14 protein-coding genes and 1 riboswitch are annotated in these 16,414 nt (G+C 70.7%); of the genes, 11 read left to right on the top strand and 3 right to left on the bottom strand.

The window, feature by feature from the left end; translation table 11 throughout:
• The first annotated feature begins 177 nt into the window (after positions 1 to 177).
• The 10 genes from ACIG3E_RS38585 to ACIG3E_RS38540 all read left to right on the top strand — a co-directional run bounded on the left by ACIG3E_RS38585 (position 178) and on the right by ACIG3E_RS38540 (position 10,582).
• Positions 178 to 786: a CDP-alcohol phosphatidyltransferase family protein gene (locus tag ACIG3E_RS38585; protein WP_399625390.1), complete on the top strand. Its 609-nt coding sequence runs from the start codon at positions 178 to 180 to the stop codon at positions 784 to 786.
• 113 nt (positions 787 to 899) lie between these two features.
• Positions 900 to 3,395, top strand: coding sequence for a sugar phosphate nucleotidyltransferase (locus ACIG3E_RS38580; protein ID WP_399625388.1), 2,496 nt, complete (start codon positions 900 to 902; stop codon positions 3,393 to 3,395).
• 89 nt (positions 3,396 to 3,484) lie between these two features.
• Positions 3,485 to 4,384, top strand: a complete 900-nt coding sequence (locus tag ACIG3E_RS38575) for a DUF881 domain-containing protein (RefSeq protein WP_399625386.1) — start codon at positions 3,485 to 3,487, stop codon at positions 4,382 to 4,384.
• On the top strand, positions 4,381 to 4,713 hold the full coding sequence (locus ACIG3E_RS38570; protein ID WP_003988855.1) for a small basic family protein: 333 nt from the start codon (positions 4,381 to 4,383) through the stop codon (positions 4,711 to 4,713). Before ACIG3E_RS38575 ends, ACIG3E_RS38570 begins: the two co-directional genes overlap by 4 nt.
• Before the next feature lie 5 nt (positions 4,714 to 4,718).
• The gene (locus tag ACIG3E_RS38565; RefSeq protein WP_399625383.1) at positions 4,719 to 5,579 is read left to right on the top strand and encodes a DUF881 domain-containing protein; all 861 of its coding nucleotides are present in this window, start codon (positions 4,719 to 4,721) and stop codon (positions 5,577 to 5,579) included.
• A gap of 82 nt (positions 5,580 to 5,661) precedes the next feature.
• Complete coding sequence (locus ACIG3E_RS38560) at positions 5,662 to 6,609, top strand: FHA domain-containing protein (protein ID WP_399625407.1); 948 nt, start codon at positions 5,662 to 5,664, stop codon at positions 6,607 to 6,609.
• Between the two features lie 42 nt (positions 6,610 to 6,651).
• Positions 6,652 to 7,395 carry a MerR family transcriptional regulator gene (locus ACIG3E_RS38555; protein ID WP_399625381.1) on the top strand — a complete coding sequence of 248 codons (744 nt, stop codon included), beginning with the start codon at positions 6,652 to 6,654 and terminating at the stop codon, positions 7,393 to 7,395.
• Positions 7,396 to 7,448: 53 nt separating this feature from the next.
• Positions 7,449 to 7,922 carry a bifunctional nuclease family protein gene (locus ACIG3E_RS38550; RefSeq protein ID WP_028797289.1) on the top strand — a complete coding sequence of 158 codons (474 nt, stop codon included), beginning with the start codon at positions 7,449 to 7,451 and terminating at the stop codon, positions 7,920 to 7,922.
• 262 nt (positions 7,923 to 8,184) lie between these two features.
• Entirely contained in the window at positions 8,185 to 8,823 is a 639-nt protein-coding gene (locus ACIG3E_RS38545) for a MerR family transcriptional regulator (protein ID WP_399625378.1), read from the top strand.
• Positions 8,824 to 9,040: 217 nt separating this feature from the next.
• Entirely contained in the window at positions 9,041 to 10,582 is a 1,542-nt protein-coding gene (locus ACIG3E_RS38540; protein ID WP_399625376.1) for a DNA polymerase IV, read from the top strand.
• A gap of 520 nt (positions 10,583 to 11,102) precedes the next feature.
• Here the strand turns inward: ACIG3E_RS38540 and ACIG3E_RS38535 are convergent.
• Entirely contained in the window at positions 11,103 to 11,468 is a 366-nt protein-coding gene (locus ACIG3E_RS38535; RefSeq protein ID WP_399625374.1) for a PRC-barrel domain-containing protein, read from the bottom strand.
• A 135-nt stretch (positions 11,469 to 11,603) separates the two neighbouring features.
• A riboswitch (glycine riboswitch) is annotated at positions 11,604 to 11,701 on the top strand.
• Between the two features lie 186 nt (positions 11,702 to 11,887).
• On the opposite strand from ACIG3E_RS38535, the gene gcvP reads away from it, so the two are divergent.
• A complete protein-coding gene (gcvP, locus tag ACIG3E_RS38530; RefSeq protein WP_399625371.1) occupies positions 11,888 to 14,776 on the top strand; it encodes an aminomethyl-transferring glycine dehydrogenase in 2,889 nt (962 codons plus the stop codon).
• A 177-nt stretch (positions 14,777 to 14,953) separates the two neighbouring features.
• Here gcvP and ACIG3E_RS38525 read toward each other — a convergent pair whose 3' ends face one another.
• Both ACIG3E_RS38525 and ACIG3E_RS38520 read right to left on the bottom strand, forming a co-directional pair.
• On the bottom strand, positions 14,954 to 15,160 hold the full coding sequence (locus tag ACIG3E_RS38525; RefSeq protein ID WP_275940270.1) for a DUF5999 family protein: 207 nt from the start codon (positions 15,158 to 15,160) through the stop codon (positions 14,954 to 14,956).
• A gap of 322 nt (positions 15,161 to 15,482) precedes the next feature.
• Positions 15,483 to 16,079: a hypothetical protein gene (locus ACIG3E_RS38520; protein WP_242715347.1), complete on the bottom strand. Its 597-nt coding sequence runs from the start codon at positions 16,077 to 16,079 to the stop codon at positions 15,483 to 15,485.
• Positions 16,080 to 16,414 lie beyond the last annotated feature (335 nt).

Here is a 16,414-nt window from a genome sequence, read left to right as displayed (position 1 = left end):
GCAGGGGGGACCCTGTGGGAGAGTAGGACGCCGCCGAACAAACTTTGAAGAGGACCCCCGTGCCGGATGGCACGGGGGTTTTCTGCGTTCAGGGCAAGACACCACCCCTCTGCACAGGATCCCGACAACTGACGGTAAGGTCTGGGCATCATCGGCTCGTTCACAGGAGGCCCCCGGGTGGAGGTCCAAGAGACCCGTGTCCAGACGGACCGGGTCCTCACCATCCCCAACATCCTCAGCATGGCGCGCCTCGTCGGCGTACCCCTCTTCCTGTGGCTGATCCTCAGGCCGGAGTTCGGCGGACCGAAGAGCGACGGCTGGGCGCTGCTCGTCCTGGCGCTCAGCGGCGTCAGCGACTACCTGGACGGGAAGCTCGCCCGCCGGTGGAACCAGATCAGCAGCCTCGGCCGGATCCTCGACCCCGCAGCCGACCGGCTCTACATCCTGTCGACCTTGGTGGGCCTGACCTGGCGGGAGATCCTGCCGCTCTGGCTGACCGCCGTGCTACTCCTGCGTGAGCTGGTACTGCTGGTGATGGTCGGGATCCTGCGGCGGCACGGCTATCCGCCGCCGCAGGTGAACTTCCTGGGCAAAGCCGCCACCTTCAACCTGATGTACGCCTTTCCCTTGCTTCTCCTCAGCGACGGAAGTGGCTGGTTCCCCACGCTCGCTGGTATTTTCGGATGGGCGTTCGCCGGATGGGGTACAACGCTGTACTGGTGGGCAGGGATCCTCTACGTGGTTCAGGTCCGCCGACTTGTCAGGGCGGATGCCATGGCCGATTGAGCTCGCCGGTAAGGCGGCTGTTGCGGCTTGCGGGCCCGTAAGAAACCTGAGCGGGCCAATATCGGCGGGCTGAGTCGGCTAGATCGTCACCTATCAAGGAGGACGTTTCCGACATGAAGGCCGTCGTGATGGCCGGAGGCGAAGGCACACGCCTGCGCCCCATGACCTCGAGCATGCCCAAGCCGCTCCTGCCGGTGGCCAACCGGCCGATCATGGAGCACGTGCTGCGCCTGCTGAAAAGGCACGGGCTCACCGAGACCGTAGTGACAGTGCAGTTCCTGGCATCTCTCGTCAAGAACTACTTCGGCGACGGTGAAGAGCTCGGAATGGAGCTCACGTATGCCAACGAGGAGAAGCCACTCGGCACCGCCGGCAGTGTGAAGAACGCCGAGGAAGCGCTGAAGGACGACGCCTTCCTCGTCATCTCCGGTGACGCTCTGACCGACTTCGATCTCACCGACCTGATCAGTTTCCACAAGGAGAAGGGCGCGCTCGTCACGGTCTGCCTGACACGTGTCCCCAATCCACTGGAATTCGGCATCACCATCGTCGACGAAGACGGCAAGGTCGAGCGTTTCCTGGAGAAGCCGACCTGGGGCCAGGTCTTCTCCGACACCGTGAACACGGGCATCTACGTCATGGAGCCCGAGGTCTTCGACTACGTCGAGGCCGACGTGCCCGTCGACTGGTCCGGAGACGTGTTCCCGCAGCTCATGAAGGAAGGCAAGCCGATCTACGGCTATGTCGCCGAGGGCTACTGGGAAGACGTCGGCACCCACGAGAGCTACGTCAAGGCGCAGGCCGACGTCCTCGAAGGCAAGGTCGACGTCGAACTCGACGGCTTCGAGATCTCGCCCGGAGTATGGGTCGCCGAAGGCGCCGAAGTGCACCCCGACGCCGTCCTGCGCGGCCCGCTCTACGTCGGTGACTACGCGAAGATCGAGGCCGACGCCGAGATCCGCGAGCACACCGTCGTGGGCTCGAACGTGGTCGTGAAGAGCGGGGCCTTCCTGCACAAGGCCGTCGTGCACGACAACGTGTACATCGGGCAGCACAGCAACCTCCGCGGCTGCGTCGTCGGCAAGAACACCGACATCATGCGGGCCGCCCGCATCGAGGACGGAGCCGTCATCGGCGACGAGTGCCTCGTCGGTGAGGAATCGATCATCCAGGGGAACGTACGGGTCTACCCGTTCAAGACGATCGAGGCCGGTGCCTTCGTCAACACCTCGGTCATCTGGGAGTCCCGCGGCCAGGCACACCTCTTCGGGGCCCGCGGCGTGTCCGGCATCCTCAATGTGGAGATCACGCCGGAACTCGCGGTGCGGCTCGCCGGGGCGTACGCGACGACCCTGAAGAAGGGCTCGACGGTCACCACGGCCCGCGACCACTCGCGTGGCGCGCGGGCGCTCAAGCGGGCTGTGATCTCCGCGCTGCAGGCCAGCGCCATCGACGTACGGGACCTGGAGAACGTGCCGCTGCCGGTGGCGCGGCAGCAGACGGCGCGGGGCAGCGCCGGCGGGATCATGATCCGTACGACGACCGGAGTGCCGGACTCCGTCGACATCATGTTCTTCGACGGGGAGGGAGCCGACCTCTCCCAGGCCAAGCAGCGCAAGCTCGACCGGGTGTACGCGCGCCAGGAGTACCGGCGGGCGTTCCCCGGCGAGATCGGGGACCTGCACTTCCCGTCCAGCGTCTTCGACTCGTACACCGGGTCGTTGCTGCGGAACGTGGACACGACGGGCATCGCGGAGGCGGAGCTGAAGGTCGTCGTCGACGCGTCCAACGGCAGTGCCGGGCTCGTCCTGCCGAGCCTGCTCGGCAAGCTCGGCGTCGACGCGCTGACGATCAACCCCGGGCTCGACGAGTCGCGGCCCACCGAGTCGTCCGACGCCCGCAGGTCGGGGCTCGTCCGGCTGGGGGAGATCGTGGCATCGGCGCGCGCCGCCTTCGGTGTGCGGTTCGACCCCGTCGGCGAGCGCCTGTCCCTCGTGGACGAGAAGGGGCGGATCGTCGAGGACGACCGGGCGCTGCTGGTGATGCTCGACCTGGTGGCCGCGGAGCGGCGCAGCGGCCGCGTCGCGCTGCCGGTGACGACGACGCGCATCGCCGAGCAGGTCGCGGCGTACCACGGCACGCAGGTCGACTGGACGACCACCTCGCCGGACGACCTGACCCGGGTCGGGCGCGGCGACTCGACGATCTTCGGTGGTGACGGGCGCGGTGGTTTCATCGTGCCGGAGTTCAGCAGCGTGTTCGACGGCACCGCGGCATTCGTACGGCTCATCGGTCTGGTGGCGCGCACACAGCTCACTCTCAGCCAGATCGACGCCCGCATTCCGCGTGCGCACGTGCAGCGGCGGGACCTCGCCACGCCGTGGGCGGTCAAGGGCCTGGTGATGCGGAGCGTGGTGGAGGCCGCGGGCGACCGGTCCGTGGACACCACGGACGGCGTACGGGTCGTGGAGGCGGACGGGCGGTGGGTGCTCGTGCTGCCCGATCCCGCGGAGGCGGTCACGCATCTGTGGGCCGAGGGGCCCGACGAGGCTTCGGCTCAAGCTCTGCTTGACGAGTGGTCGGCTGTCGTGGACGGCGCCGGGCGCTGAGCGTGCGGGTGTGCCGGTCCGCACCCGTAAGTGGTGCTGTCCGGCACACCGGTGGGGCCATTCGGAGGTAGCGCCCGCGACGTGCGACGATGTGCGGCATGCCGCAGCAGCCCCCCGTTCGGAGCACCGTCTCGCGCCCTTCGCGCCCGGACGCCTCCATGTCGCTGCTCACCACCGTCATGGACCACAGCCTGGACGAGGGATACGCCGAGGCCGCCGCCCGCAAGAGGGAATCCGGCACAGGAGGAGTGCCGAAGACCCTCCGGGCGAAGCTGGGGCTCGCGGCGGGGCTCGTCCTGGCCGCGCTCGTGGTGACCGTCGGGGCCGCCCAGGCGCGCATAGCGGCGCCCGTGCTCGCCAAGGAGCGCGCCGAGCTGATCGACCGGGTCGAGTCGGCCACGGCGGACGCGGACGACCTTGAGGACGAGGTCGACGACCTGCGCAACGACGTGAGCGCGCGGCAGCGTGCCGCGCTGCGGAAACACGGCGGCGGCCGGGCCGAGTTGGTGTCGCTGCTGTCCGGCGCCACGCCCGTGCGGGGGCCGGGCGTGCGGCTCGTCGTCAACGACAAGAAGCAGGCCGACCAGGGCGGTGGCGGGCCCCGGGATAGCGCCGGGTTCTCCGACACGGGCCGGGTGCGTGACCGCGACATGCAGCGCGTCGTCAACGGTCTGTGGCAGTCCGGTGCCGAGGCGATCGCCATCAATGACCAGCGGCTGACCGCGCTGTCGGCGATCAGGGCGGCCGGTGACGCGATACTGGTCGACAACAAGCCGCTGGTGCCGCCGTATACGGTGCTGGCGGTGGGCCAGGGGCAACAGCTGAGCACCAGGTTCCAGAACAGCCCCGACGGTCAGTATCTGCATGCTCTGCAGGAGAACTTCGGCATCCGGACCAACATCTCCGTGGCCGACGACCTCCGGCTGCCGGCAGCGCCCAGTGTGACCGTACGTACAGCACAGCCGAAGGCAGGAAAGGGCACATCGTGATCGCCGTACTGGGCCTCGTCGTGGGAGTCGTGGCCGGACTGTTGGTCCGGCCCGAGGTTCCCGCGGTGGTGGAGCCTTATCTTCCGATCGCCGTGGTGGCGGCGCTCGACGCGGTGTTCGGAGGCCTGCGGGCGATGCTCGACGGGATCTTCGACGACAAGGTCTTCGTGGTGTCGTTCCTGTCCAACGTGGTGGTGGCCGCGCTGATCGTCTTCCTGGGCGACAAGCTGGGCGTGGGCGCTCAGCTTTCGACGGGTGTCGTCGTGGTCCTCGGGATCCGCATCTTCTCCAACGCCGCGGCCATCCGTCGGCACGTCTTCCGGGCGTGATGCCGATGAGCTCGACGAACCCCGGAAACGGGGACGACACGCCCGGCGACGGACGCCGCAGAGAACTGCCCCCCGAGGTCCCGCCGACGCCCGGCAGGGCCGGTGGCGCGGCGGCGGGCGATGAGGCAGGCCCCGCGCCGGTGACCGGCCGCCAGCGGCTCGTGCAGGGGTTGTGGCCGCCGCGCCTGACGCGTGCTCAACTCATCGTGGCCCTGCTGCTCTTCGTGCTCGGCCTGGGCCTAGCCATCCAGGTGCGGTCGACCAACGACAGCAGTGACGCGCTGCGCGGGGCGCGACAAGAAGATCTTGTTCGCATCCTGGATGAACTGGATGACCGTACTCAGCGTCTGGAAGATGAGAAGCGGCGCCTCGAAGAACAGCGCACCGGTCTCGAGAGCAGCTCGGACCAGGCCGAGGAGGCCCGCAAGCAGACCGCCGAGAGGGAACGGCAACTCGGCATCCTGGCGGGCACGGTGGCCGCGCAGGGGCCGGGCATCACGCTGACGATCGACGACAAGAAGGGGACGGTGGAGGCACACATGCTGCTCGACGCCATCCAGGAGCTGCGCGCCGCCGGCGCCGAGGCCATCCAGGTCAATGACGTACGGGTGGTGGCCAGCACCCATCTGTCGGACGCGGCGGGCGGCGGTGTGCGGGTGGACGGCCAGAAGGTCGCCGAGCCGTACCGCTTCAAGGTCATCGGTAAGCCCCAGGACCTGGAGCCTGCACTGAACATCCCCGGAGGGGTGGTGCAGACTCTGGAGAAGGAGCAGGCCACAGTCGTCGTCGCACGTACGGAGAAGATCGTCGTGGACGCCTTGCGACCGGCGAAGCGGCCTGACTACGCTCGGTCGTCCTCCCAGTGAGGCGGGGGTGCATGCGGGCTTCCGGTCCAGGGCATGAGGTTGCGGGGGGTCGGCGCACCCGGGACGGGGTGCGTGGTGGAAACTGTTTGGCGGATACGGACGTTGTGAAGATGTCCGTGTTGGCGATGCACGCCGGTGTGTGCAGTCAGGGTTCGTCCTGCCCCACGGGCGGGTCTGTTTCGGTCAAGGGGAATCGCCCGTGAAGTTGTTTGCGAAGTTGTTCGGCAAGAGTGCGCGTGAGGACGCGCGTCATCGTGCGCCGCGCCAGGGAGACGTGCCGGAGACCCAGGTGGGCCAGCGCCCGCTGTTCCGGGACCAGGTGGCTGGTCCGGGTGGTGACAATTCGGGCGGACAGGGCGCGTCGTCTGTTGACCCTGCTACTTCCGGCCGCATAGGTTTCGGGGATCCGTCGACCTCAGGTACGGGTGGAGGGTTTTCCGACCCGTACGCGTCCCACGCCCCAGCGGGGCAGCCGCGGCAGGAGGATCCGTCCATGTCGGCCCTGGTGTGTCAGAGGTGCGGTAACCGCAATGCGCAGGCGAGCCGGTTCTGTTCCAACTGCGGCGCGCCGCTGCGGCCCGGAGCGGTGAGCGAGCGCCCGTCCGAAACCACTTCGACGATCTCCATCTCCGGTCTTGAGGCCTACGACGCCGAGACCACGGGCCAGACGCCGTCCCCGGCGCTCTCGCCCGAGGCCCAGGCGGCCGTGGACGCCCTGCCTCTCGGCTCGGCGCTGCTCGTGGTCCGGCGCGGTCCGAACTCGGGCAGCCGCTTCCTGCTGGACGGCGACCTGACGACGGCGGGCCGTCACCCGCAGAGCGACATCTTCCTGGACGACGTGACCGTGTCGCGCCGCCACGTGGAGTTCCGTCGCGCCGCGGACGGCAGCTTCACCGTCGCCGACGTCGGCAGCCTCAACGGCACGTACGTGAACCGGGAGCGGATCGACTCCGTCGCCCTGTCCAACGGCGACGAGGTGCAGATCGGCAAGTACCGGCTGGTCTTCTACGCGAGCCAGCGGGGCATCTGACACTCCCCCGGACACCGTCCGGGGGAACCCCGAGGAAGGTCCATGCTGCACACACCGAGGGGCGGTGCCGGTCACGGCACCGCCGCTGCGGAACACCGGCTGATGAGCATCGGCGCCGTGCTGAACGTGCTGCGTGACGAGTTTCCCGAGGTCACCATCTCCAAGATCAGGTTCTTGGAGTCCGAGGGCCTCATCGAACCGCAGCGCACGCCGTCCGGGTACCGCAAGTTCAGCCCCGAGGACGTCGAGCGCCTGGCGCACGTCCTGCGGATGCAGCGTGACCACTATCTGCCGCTGAAGGTCATCCGTGAACATCTGGACGCGATGGAGCGGGGCGAGCAGGTCACGCTGCCCTCGGTCGGGCAGCAGCGCGACGGGGGCGCCGACGGCGACACCGAAGCGCAGGACGAGCGCACCGCCGCCCGGGTGGGGCGCGAGGCCCTGCTCGCCGCCGTGGAGGCCGACGAGGGGCAGCTGGCTGACTGGGAGACGTACGGCCTGATCGCCGCGCTGCCGGACGGCAGCTATGACGCGGACGCCGTGACGGTGGCCGCGCTCGTCGTCGAGCTGGGGCGGTTCGGTATCGAGCCGCGGCATCTGCGTGCCATGAAGGCCGCGGCGGAGCGGGACGCCGCGCTCGTCGACCAGGTCGTGGCACCGCTGCGCAGGCACCGCAATCCGCAGACCAGGGCCCATGCGGAAGCACGTACGAAAGAGCTCGCGGGCCTTGCGGGACGGCTGCACACGGCCCTCGTGCACAGTGCGCTGGGCGTGCGGGAGCGCTGACTCGGCGGGAGCCCGACTACCCAAACCCGCCGGGCACGTCCTAGGGTTGCTGTGTGAACGAGCTCGACGTCGTAGGTGTCCGGGTCGAAATGCCCTCCAACCAGCCGATCGTGCTCCTGCGTGAAGTGGGAGGCGACCGGTACCTCCCCATCTGGATCGGACCAGGGGAGGCGACCGCCATCGCCTTCGCACAGCAGGGCATGGCACCCGCGCGGCCACTGACCCACGACCTGTTCAAGGACGTGTTGGAGGCCGTCGGCCAGGAGCTCACCGAAGTGCGCATCACCGACTTGAGGGAAGGCGTGTTCTACGCCGAGCTGGTCTTCGCCAGCGGGGTCGAGGTGAGCGCCCGTCCCTCGGACGCCATAGCGCTGGCCCTGCGCACCGGGACGCCGATCTTCGGCAGCGACGGCGTGCTCGACGACGCGGGCATCGCGATCCCGGACGAGCAGGAGGACGAGGTGGAGAAGTTCCGCGAGTTCCTCGACCAGATCTCGCCCGAGGACTTCGGCACCAGCAGCCAGTGACGGGCCGGAATCCGCTGCGCGGGTAGGGCGCGGCCCGCAGGGAGCGGGCCGGGCGCCGACCGCGGCGGACGAACGGCTCAGAGACCCTGCGAGGAGCGGCCGAGGGGCCCGCTCCGGAGCATTCGGCTAGCCTTTCCCCGCAGTGCGGTACGGGAAACCACTCGCAGGGTGATTATCACTCGGCGTGCCGAGTGTGGCGATCGTTGACGAGCCCCTGGCGACTGCCTACCGTCGAGAAGGCAGGTCAAGGACGGAGGTCGGCGTGAGAAGCAGCGGCGACGGTACAGCGGTGGGCGGTTCGTATCCGCTGCACGGTGGCTCGGCCGAACCCTCGTTGAGGCGCCCGGTGCCGGTTCACGGTAGCGGCAGCCCGTCCGGACCGGAAGGCCAGGCGCAGCAGGGCGACAAGGACCAGATCGGATACCGGGGCCCGACGGCGTGCGCGGCCGCGGGCATCACCTACCGCCAGCTCGACTACTGGGCGCGCACCGGTCTCGTCGAGCCCAGCGTGCGCGCCGCGGGCGGCTCCGGCACACAGCGGCTCTACAGCTTCCGCGACGTCGTCGTCCTGAAGATCGTGAAGCGCTTCCTCGACACCGGTGTGTCGTTGCAGAACATCCGCACCACGGTGCAGCACCTGCGGGACAGCGGCTTCCGGGACCTGGAGCGCACGACGCTGATGAGCGACGGCGCGACGGTGTACGAGTGCACGTCGCCCAGCGAGGTGCACGAGCTGCTCCAGGGCGGGCAGGGCGTCTTCGGAATCGCCGTCGGCGTCGTCTGGCGCGATGTCGAGGCGGCGCTGTCGCAGCTGCACGGGGAGCGCGTCGACACGGGGGAGACCCTCGTCGGGAACCACCCGGGGGACGAGCTGGCGCGGCGCCGCAATCGCGCTGTGTGAGGCTCTGCGGGGCGAGCGGAGGCGCTGACGCCCTCCGCCCTCTTCTGCGCGCCCGAGGCGCGCACAGAGCCGTACGCGCCCTTAGCGGGCGCCTGCCTGCGCCGTCTGCGGGGCCGACCCGTGGCCGGAGGTCCGGCCTGTCGTCGTACGGCCTCGCTGACTCGTCCGTCGCCGCAGGTCACGAGCATTGTCAGTGGCGTGGGGCACCATCAGGGGCGTGAGAACCGCGCCGACGATCCTGCATCTCGACATGGATGCCTTCTACGCGTCCGCCGAGCAGGCCGCGAAGCCGAGCCTGCGCGGCAAGGCCGTCGTGGTCGGCGGCCTCGGGCCGCGGGGCGTGGTCGCGACCGCGTCGTACGAGGCCCGGCGGTTCGGGGTGCACTCGGCGATGCCGATGGGGCAGGCGCGGCGCCTCGCGCCGAACGCCGCGTACCTCGTGCCCCGCTTCGGTCTGTACCGGGAGGTCAGCGAGCAGGTCATGGCGCTGCTGCGGCAGCTGTCGCCGCTCGTGGAGCCGCTCAGCCTCGACGAGGCCTTCGTGGACCTGGAGGCGGGCGGCGTCGCCGACGACGAGGCGTCCGCGCGGGCCGTGGGGGAGCGGCTGCGGGCGGACATCCTGCGGGTGACCGGGCTCAGCGGGTCCGTGGGCCTGGCCGTGTCCAAGATGCTGGCGAAGATCGCCTCCGAGCAGGCCAAGCCCGACGGCCTCGTCCTGATACCGCCCGGCACGGAGCGGGCGCTGCTCGGGCCGATGCCGGTGCGGGTGCTGCCCGGTGTGGGCCCCGCGACCGGGGACCATCTGCGGCGGGCCGGGATCACCACCGTGGAGGAGCTCGCCGAGGCCGGGGAGGACGAGCTGGTGCGGCTCCTGGGCAAGGCCCACGGCGGGGCGCTGTACGCGATGGCGCTGGCCCGGGACGAGCGGCCCGTGGTGGCCGAGCGGGACACCAAGTCGGTCAGCGTCGAGGACACGTACGACGTGGACATCCACGACCGGGTGCGGGTGCGGTTGGAGGTGGCGCGGCTCGCCGACCGGTGTGTGCAGCGGCTGCGGGCGGCCGGGCACTCCGGGCGGACCATCGTCCTGAAGGTGCGGCGCTTCGACTTCTCGACGCTGACCCGCTCCGAGACGCTGCGGGGGCCGACGGACGATCCGGCCGTGGTGCGGGAGGCGGCGGCGCGGCTCCTGGAGTCCGTGGACACGACGGGCGGGGTGCGGCTGCTGGGCGTCGGGGTGAGCGGCCTCGCGGACTTCACGCAGGAGGACCTCTTTGCGCAGGCCCACGCGGTGCTGCAGACCGAGTCCCTGGCGCCCGGGGCCGAGGAGGAGGAAGCGGTGGCTGCCCCGGTGGCCGTCGTGGCTGAGGAAGGCGGGCCCGACGCGGCGTCCGGGTCGGGCGAGGCGGCTGGGGAGCCGGTGGCGCCCGCCGAGCGGCGGTGGCCCGCGGGGCACGACGTACGGCACGCGGTGTACGGGCCCGGATGGGTGCAGGGCAGTGGCCTGGGGAGGGTAACGGTGCGGTTCGAGACCCCGGATTCGGCGCCGGGGCGCGTGCGGACGTTCCGCACGGATGACCCGGAGCTGGAGCCTTCGGATCCGCTGCCGTTGGTGGTGGCGGACGCGGGGGCTTTGGCGGAGCGGCAGGCTTCGGCGGGGGAGCCGGTGGACCAGGGGGCCACAGAAGCGGCTTCGGCGGGTCGGGAGACCTCAGACGGGGAGGAAGGGACGCTGCCGCTGGCGGAAGGGGCCGGGTAGGCGCCCCTCGGTGCTGGGGTGCTGGGGTGCTGGGGTGCTGGGGTGCTGGGGCGGCGGTGCGGCGGTGCGGTGCGGCAGGTCCGGTGGCCCGGCGGGACGGCAGGTCCGGCGGGGCGGCGGGTCCGGTGGTGCGGCGGGTCAGGCGGTGGAGCGGGTCCGGCAGGTCCGGTGGTGCGGCGGGTCGGGCGGCGCGGCGGATACGGAGGTGCGGTGGTGCGGCGGTGCGGGCGGCAGGTCCGGCGGGTCTGGCGTATCCGGTGGCTCGGCGGATCGGGCGGTGCAGAGGCGCGGTGGGTCTGGCGGTGCGGCAGGTCGGGCGGTGGAGCGGGTCCGGCGGATCCGGTGGTGCGGCGGGTCTGGCGGTGCAGCGGGTCGGGCGGTGCAGCGGATCGGGCAGGCCCGGCGGGTGGGGCGGTGGGGTGGCGCGGCAGGTCCGGTGGTCCGGTGGTGGCGCGGTCGTCAGGTGCCCGGCCCGTCCACCCCGTTCGCCCGGTGAGCCCGGTGAGCCCGGTGAGCTCGGTCAGGCCGGTCCGGCCCCGGGGCCGAAGTCGTGGTCCGGTGCGGGCGGCGGCGTCACGTCCAGGCCGTAGTGGCGGTAGAGCTGGAGCTCCTGCTCGGGGGAGAGGTGGCGGCCCACGCCGAAGTCGGGGGCGTCCTTGATCAGGGAGCGCTCGAAGGGCACGCGCAGGGTGCCGTCCTGGACCAGCTCGCTGGGCTCCAGCGGGACGAACGCGTCACGGCTGAACAGACCGGTGCGTATGGCCGCCCACTCCGGGGCACCCGTGGCGTCGTCGAGATAGATCTCGTCGACCGTGCCGATCTTGGTTCCGTCGCGGTCGAACGCCTTGCGGCCGATCAGATTGCGGGGATCGATATCCGTCTGCACGTTCCCTCCAATTGGTCGCAAGTGATCCGGGCTCATCCGTTTTTCGGTCGTCATACCTACGAAAGAGCACATCGGGACGGGCGGCCACTCGAGGGATCGGCCACGGACCGCGCTGGTAGGCTGGCAAGCGGCTGTTGACCCCGTGCGGGAGAGCTCTTCGGTGGCAGCACCGGAGGCGCCGAAGGAGCAACTCCTCCCCGGAATCTCTCAGGCCCCTGTACCGCACGGACGAGGCCACTCTGGAAAGCAGGGCGGGCGTCGGGCGGGCACGTTCGGAACCCTTCCTCACCGACGGTGAAAGCAGAGCCGCTCCGGCGGTCCTGTGAAGCTCTCAGGTTGAGATGACAGAGGGGGAGGCCGTCCGGGTACCCGCGCCGTGGTGCCCCTCGCAGGTCGTGTCAGACCAGGAGGCCTCCGCAATGACAGCCACCCCTCGCACTCCGCTCACGCAGCTCGAGCAGGGAATCCCCTTCGAGCAGCGGCACATCGGGCCCGACGCGGAAGCCCGCGCCAAGATGCTCGCCCAGGTCGGCTACGGCTCCCTGGACCAGCTCACGGCCGCCGCCGTGCCGGATGTGATCAAGAACGCCGAGGCCCTCGAACTGCCCGGTGCGCGCACCGAGGCCGAGGTCCTGGCCGAGCTGCGCTCCCTCGCGGACCGCAACCAGGTCCTCGACTCGATGATCGGGCTCGGCTACTACGGCACGTTCACGCCGCCCGTGATCCTGCGGAACGTGATGGAGAACCCCTCCTGGTACACCGCGTACACCCCGTACCAGCCGGAGATCTCGCAGGGCCGCCTCGAGGCGCTCCTCAACTTCCAGACCGTCGTCGCCGAGCTGACGGGGCTGCCCACCTCCGGCGCCTCGTTGCTCGACGAGGGCACCGCGGCGGCCGAGGCCATGGCCCTCTCCCGGCGCGTCGGCAAGGTCAAGAACGGCGTGTTCGTCGTCGACGCCGACGCGCTGCCGCAGACCATCGCCGTGATCCAGACCCGGGCCGAGCCCACCGGCGTCGAGGTCGTCGTCACGGACCTCAGCGACGGCATCCCCGCCGACCTCGCCGAGCGCGAGATCAACGGCGTACTGATCCAGTACCCCGGTGCCTCCGGTGCCGTGCGCGACATCAAGCCCGTCATCGAGCAGGCCCACGGCCTCGGCGCGATCGTCACCGTCGCCGCCGACCTGCTCGCGCTCACGCTGCTCACCTCGCCCGGCGAGCTCGGCGCCGACATCGCGGTCGGCACCACCCAGCGCTTCGGTGTGCCGATGGGCTTCGGCGGTCCGCACGCGGGCTACATGGCGGTGCACGAGAAGTTCGCCCGCAACCTGCCCGGACGCCTGGTCGGCGTGTCCGTCGACGCCGACGGCAACAAGGCCTACCGCCTCGCCCTGCAGACCCGCGAGCAGCATATCCGCCGCGAGAAGGCGACCAGCAACATCTGTACCGCCCAGGTGCTGCTCGCCGTCATGGCCGGGATGTACGCGGTCTACCACGGCCCCGAGGGCCTGAAGACGATCGCCCGGCGCACCCACCGCTACGCCACGCTGCTCGCCGAGGGCCTCAAGGCCGGCGGCGTCGAGATCGTGCACGGCGCGTACTTCGACACGCTGACCGCGCGGGTGCCCGGCAAGGCCGCCGACGTGGTCGCCGCCGCGCGCGAGGGCGGAGTCAACATCCACCAGGTCGACGCCGACCACGTGTCGTTCGCCTGCGACGAGACCACCACGCGCGCCCAGCTCGCCGCGCTGTGGACGGCGTTCGGCGTCGAGGCCGACGTCGAGGCCCTGGACGCGAGCGTCGCGGACACGCTGCCCGCCGGGCTGCTGCGCACCGACGAGTACCTGACCCACCCGGTCTTCCACCAGCACCGCTCCGAGACCGCGATGCTGCGCTATCTGCGTCGGCTCGCCGACCGCGACTACGCGCTCGACCGCGGCATGATCCCGCTGGGCTCCTGCACGATGAAGCTCAACGCGACCACGGAGATGGAGCCCGTCACCTGGCCGGAGTTCGGCCAGCTGCACCCCTTCGCGCCCGCCCAGCAGGCGCAGGGCTATCTGACCCTGATCCGCGAGCTGGAGGAACGTCTCGCCGAGGTCACCGGCTACGACAAGGTCTCCCTCCAGCCGAACGCGGGCTCCCAGGGCGAGCTGGCCGGTCTGCTCGCGGTGCGCGGCTACCACCGCGCGAACGGCGACGACCAGCGCACCGTCTGCCTCATCCCGTCCTCCGCGCACGGCACCAACGCCGCGAGCGCGGTCATGGCCGGGATGAAGGTCGTCGTGGTGAAGACCGCCGACGACGGCGAGATCGACGTCGAGGACCTGCGCGCCAAGATCGAGAAGCACCGCGCCGAGCTGGCCGTGCTGATGATCACGTACCCGTCCACGCACGGCGTGTTCGAGGAGCACGTCGCCGACATCTGCGCGGCCGTGCACGAGGCGGGCGGTCAGGTGTACGTCGACGGCGCCAACCTCAACGCCCTGGTGGGCCTCGCCAAGCCGGGCCACTTCGGCGGCGACGTCTCGCACCTGAACCTGCACAAGACCTTCTGCATCCCGCACGGCGGCGGCGGCCCCGGCGTCGGCCCGGTCGCGGTGCGCGAGCACCTCGCGCCGTACCTGCCGAACCACCCGCTGCAGCCCGCGGCCGGTCCCGAGACCGGTGTCGGCCCGATCTCCGCCGCGCCGTGGGGCTCGGCGGGCATCCTGCCGATCTCCTGGTCGTACGTCCGGCTCATGGGCGGCGAGGGCCTCAAGCGCGCCACGCAGGTGGCCGTGCTCTCGGCGAACTACATCGCCAAGCGCCTGGAGCCGCACTACCCGGTGCTCTACACCGGCCCCGGCGGGCTCGTCGCGCACGAGTGCATCATCGACCTGCGGCCGCTGAGCAAGGCCACGGGCGTGAGCGTGGACGACATCGCCAAGCGCCTCATCGACTACGGCTTCCACGCGCCGACCATGTCCTTCCCGGTCGCCGGCACGCTGATGATCGAGCCGACGGAGAGCGAGGACCTGGTCGAGATCGACCGGTTCTGCGAGGCGATGATCGCCATCCGCGGGGAGATCGAGAAGGTCGCGAGCGGCGAGTGGACCGCGGAGGACAACCCGCTGCGGAACGCGCCGCACACGGCGGCCGCCCTCGGCGGCGAGTGGGAGCACGGCTACAGCCGCGCCGAGGCCGTCTTCCCCGCCGGTGTGTCGACCGCGGACAAGTACTGGCCGCCGGTGCGCCGCATCGACCAGGCGTACGGCGACCGCAACCTGGTCTGCTCCTGCCCGCCGCTGGACGCGTACGAGGACTGAACCGCGGGCGGGCCGATCCCGACGGCTGAGGGGCCCGGGCGGCAGGCCGTGTGACCCGGGCACGAGTCAGGGCCGGTGCGGAGGACTTCGCGTCTTCCGGGCCGGCCCTGCGGTTCTTACTGGACTGTCTGCTGTTCTGGCGGACTATCGGTGGTGCTCCGCTTCCGTGCGGACGGCTCAGGCGGCCGTCATCACCTGATGGGTGCCCAGCGGCCGGTGCGGCGCGATGATCTCGCCGTTCGGCAGCAGCTCACCGGTGTCCTCGAAGAGCAGGACACCGTTGCACAGCAGGCTCCAGCCCTGCTCCGGGTGGTGCGCGATCAGGAGCGCGGCCTCCCGGTCGGCGGATTCGGCTGTCGGGCACGGCGGCTGGTGCTGGCACATGGAAGGGTTCTTTCGCTGCGAAGTGGTGGTTGTCGCGTCTGTGCTGCGGCTCGATGCGGTGGTCATGCCGCCCCCGTTCCCCCGTTGGTTTGGTCGGTCCCGTCCAGTGTTGCCCCACGGACGCGATTCCGCAGGGATTTTGCGGCAGTGCTCCCTACTGCCTTAAGGACGTATCACCCGCCCGGACGGTTCAGCCCAACTCCCCTGTCCCTTCGGGTGGTTCGGCGTGGCCGAAGTGGGCTAGTCCGGATGGGCAATCCAGACAGGGGCGTGCCCCGCGGCCCGAGGGGCGGCGGGGCACGCAAGCGGAATCGCGCCGGGCTCAGGCGGGCGAGCCGAGCAGCGGGGCCGGGGCCAGGCGGTGGGTGAGCACCGGGAGGAGGTCGGCGACGCGGTGCGGCCGGTGGGCGGCGATGCCCGGGGGCGCCGGGGCGAGCGGCACCAGGATGTCGGTGGGGGCGAGCGGTCCGCTCGCGGCGTCGGCCGCGCGGTCGGCGTGCAGCCACAGGGTGAGCATGTAGAGCTCCGGTACGGACAGCAGACGCGGTTGGTAGAGCTGCGGCATGGCCTCGGCGTGGCGCAGCGCGCGCTCGGCGGACGCGATGTACGGACCCTCGCAGAAGTGCGAGAACGCCCAGCCGTCGGGGGTGAGCATGGTCTCCGCCGCGGCCACAGCGCGCTCGCCGCAGCGGATCAGGAAGCGCCAGCCGGTGAGCTTGGTGGCCGCTCCGGTTCCCGGTGCGGGCCCCGTCGCCGCGTGGTCCAACTCGTGCACGGGCAGCGGGACATCCGGGCTCACGGGCCCTTGGGCGGTGCGCAGGGACGGCGTACGGGCCTCGCGGACGGCGGTGGGGGAGCTGAGGGCCGCGAGGACGCTGCGCAGTGCGGGCGCGGGAGCCGGGGGAACATGCAGCGGCATGGTGGGTCGCCTCTCTTATTCGACAGGCACAAGTGGAGCCGGGGGGCAGGTGCGGACGGCGCTGTCTGCTCGGGGCCAGAGGGGGCGGGGGCAGGGGCCCCGGGGGACGGGGGACCGCGAGCGCCAACTCTCTGCCTCAACCCGGGAGTTTATACGACACGTGTTCAGGAAGTGTTTCGGCTAGCCGTTCCTCATATGCCGGGCAAGTCGTCATTCGGTCGCACTTCTGGGGGATTTCTCCTGATTCCGGATCGCGTCCGGGCGTTTGACCTCGGGATTTCCCACGACTGCGGTCGGCTGATTCTCGTCGGTTTTTTCACCACAACTGGAGGAAC

It is taken from the genome of Streptomyces sp. NPDC053474 (assembly GCF_044544845.1).
In the GTDB taxonomy this organism is placed as follows: domain Bacteria; phylum Actinomycetota; class Actinomycetes; order Streptomycetales; family Streptomycetaceae; genus Streptomyces.
This window is presented reverse-complemented; position numbering and strand designations above follow the sequence as displayed.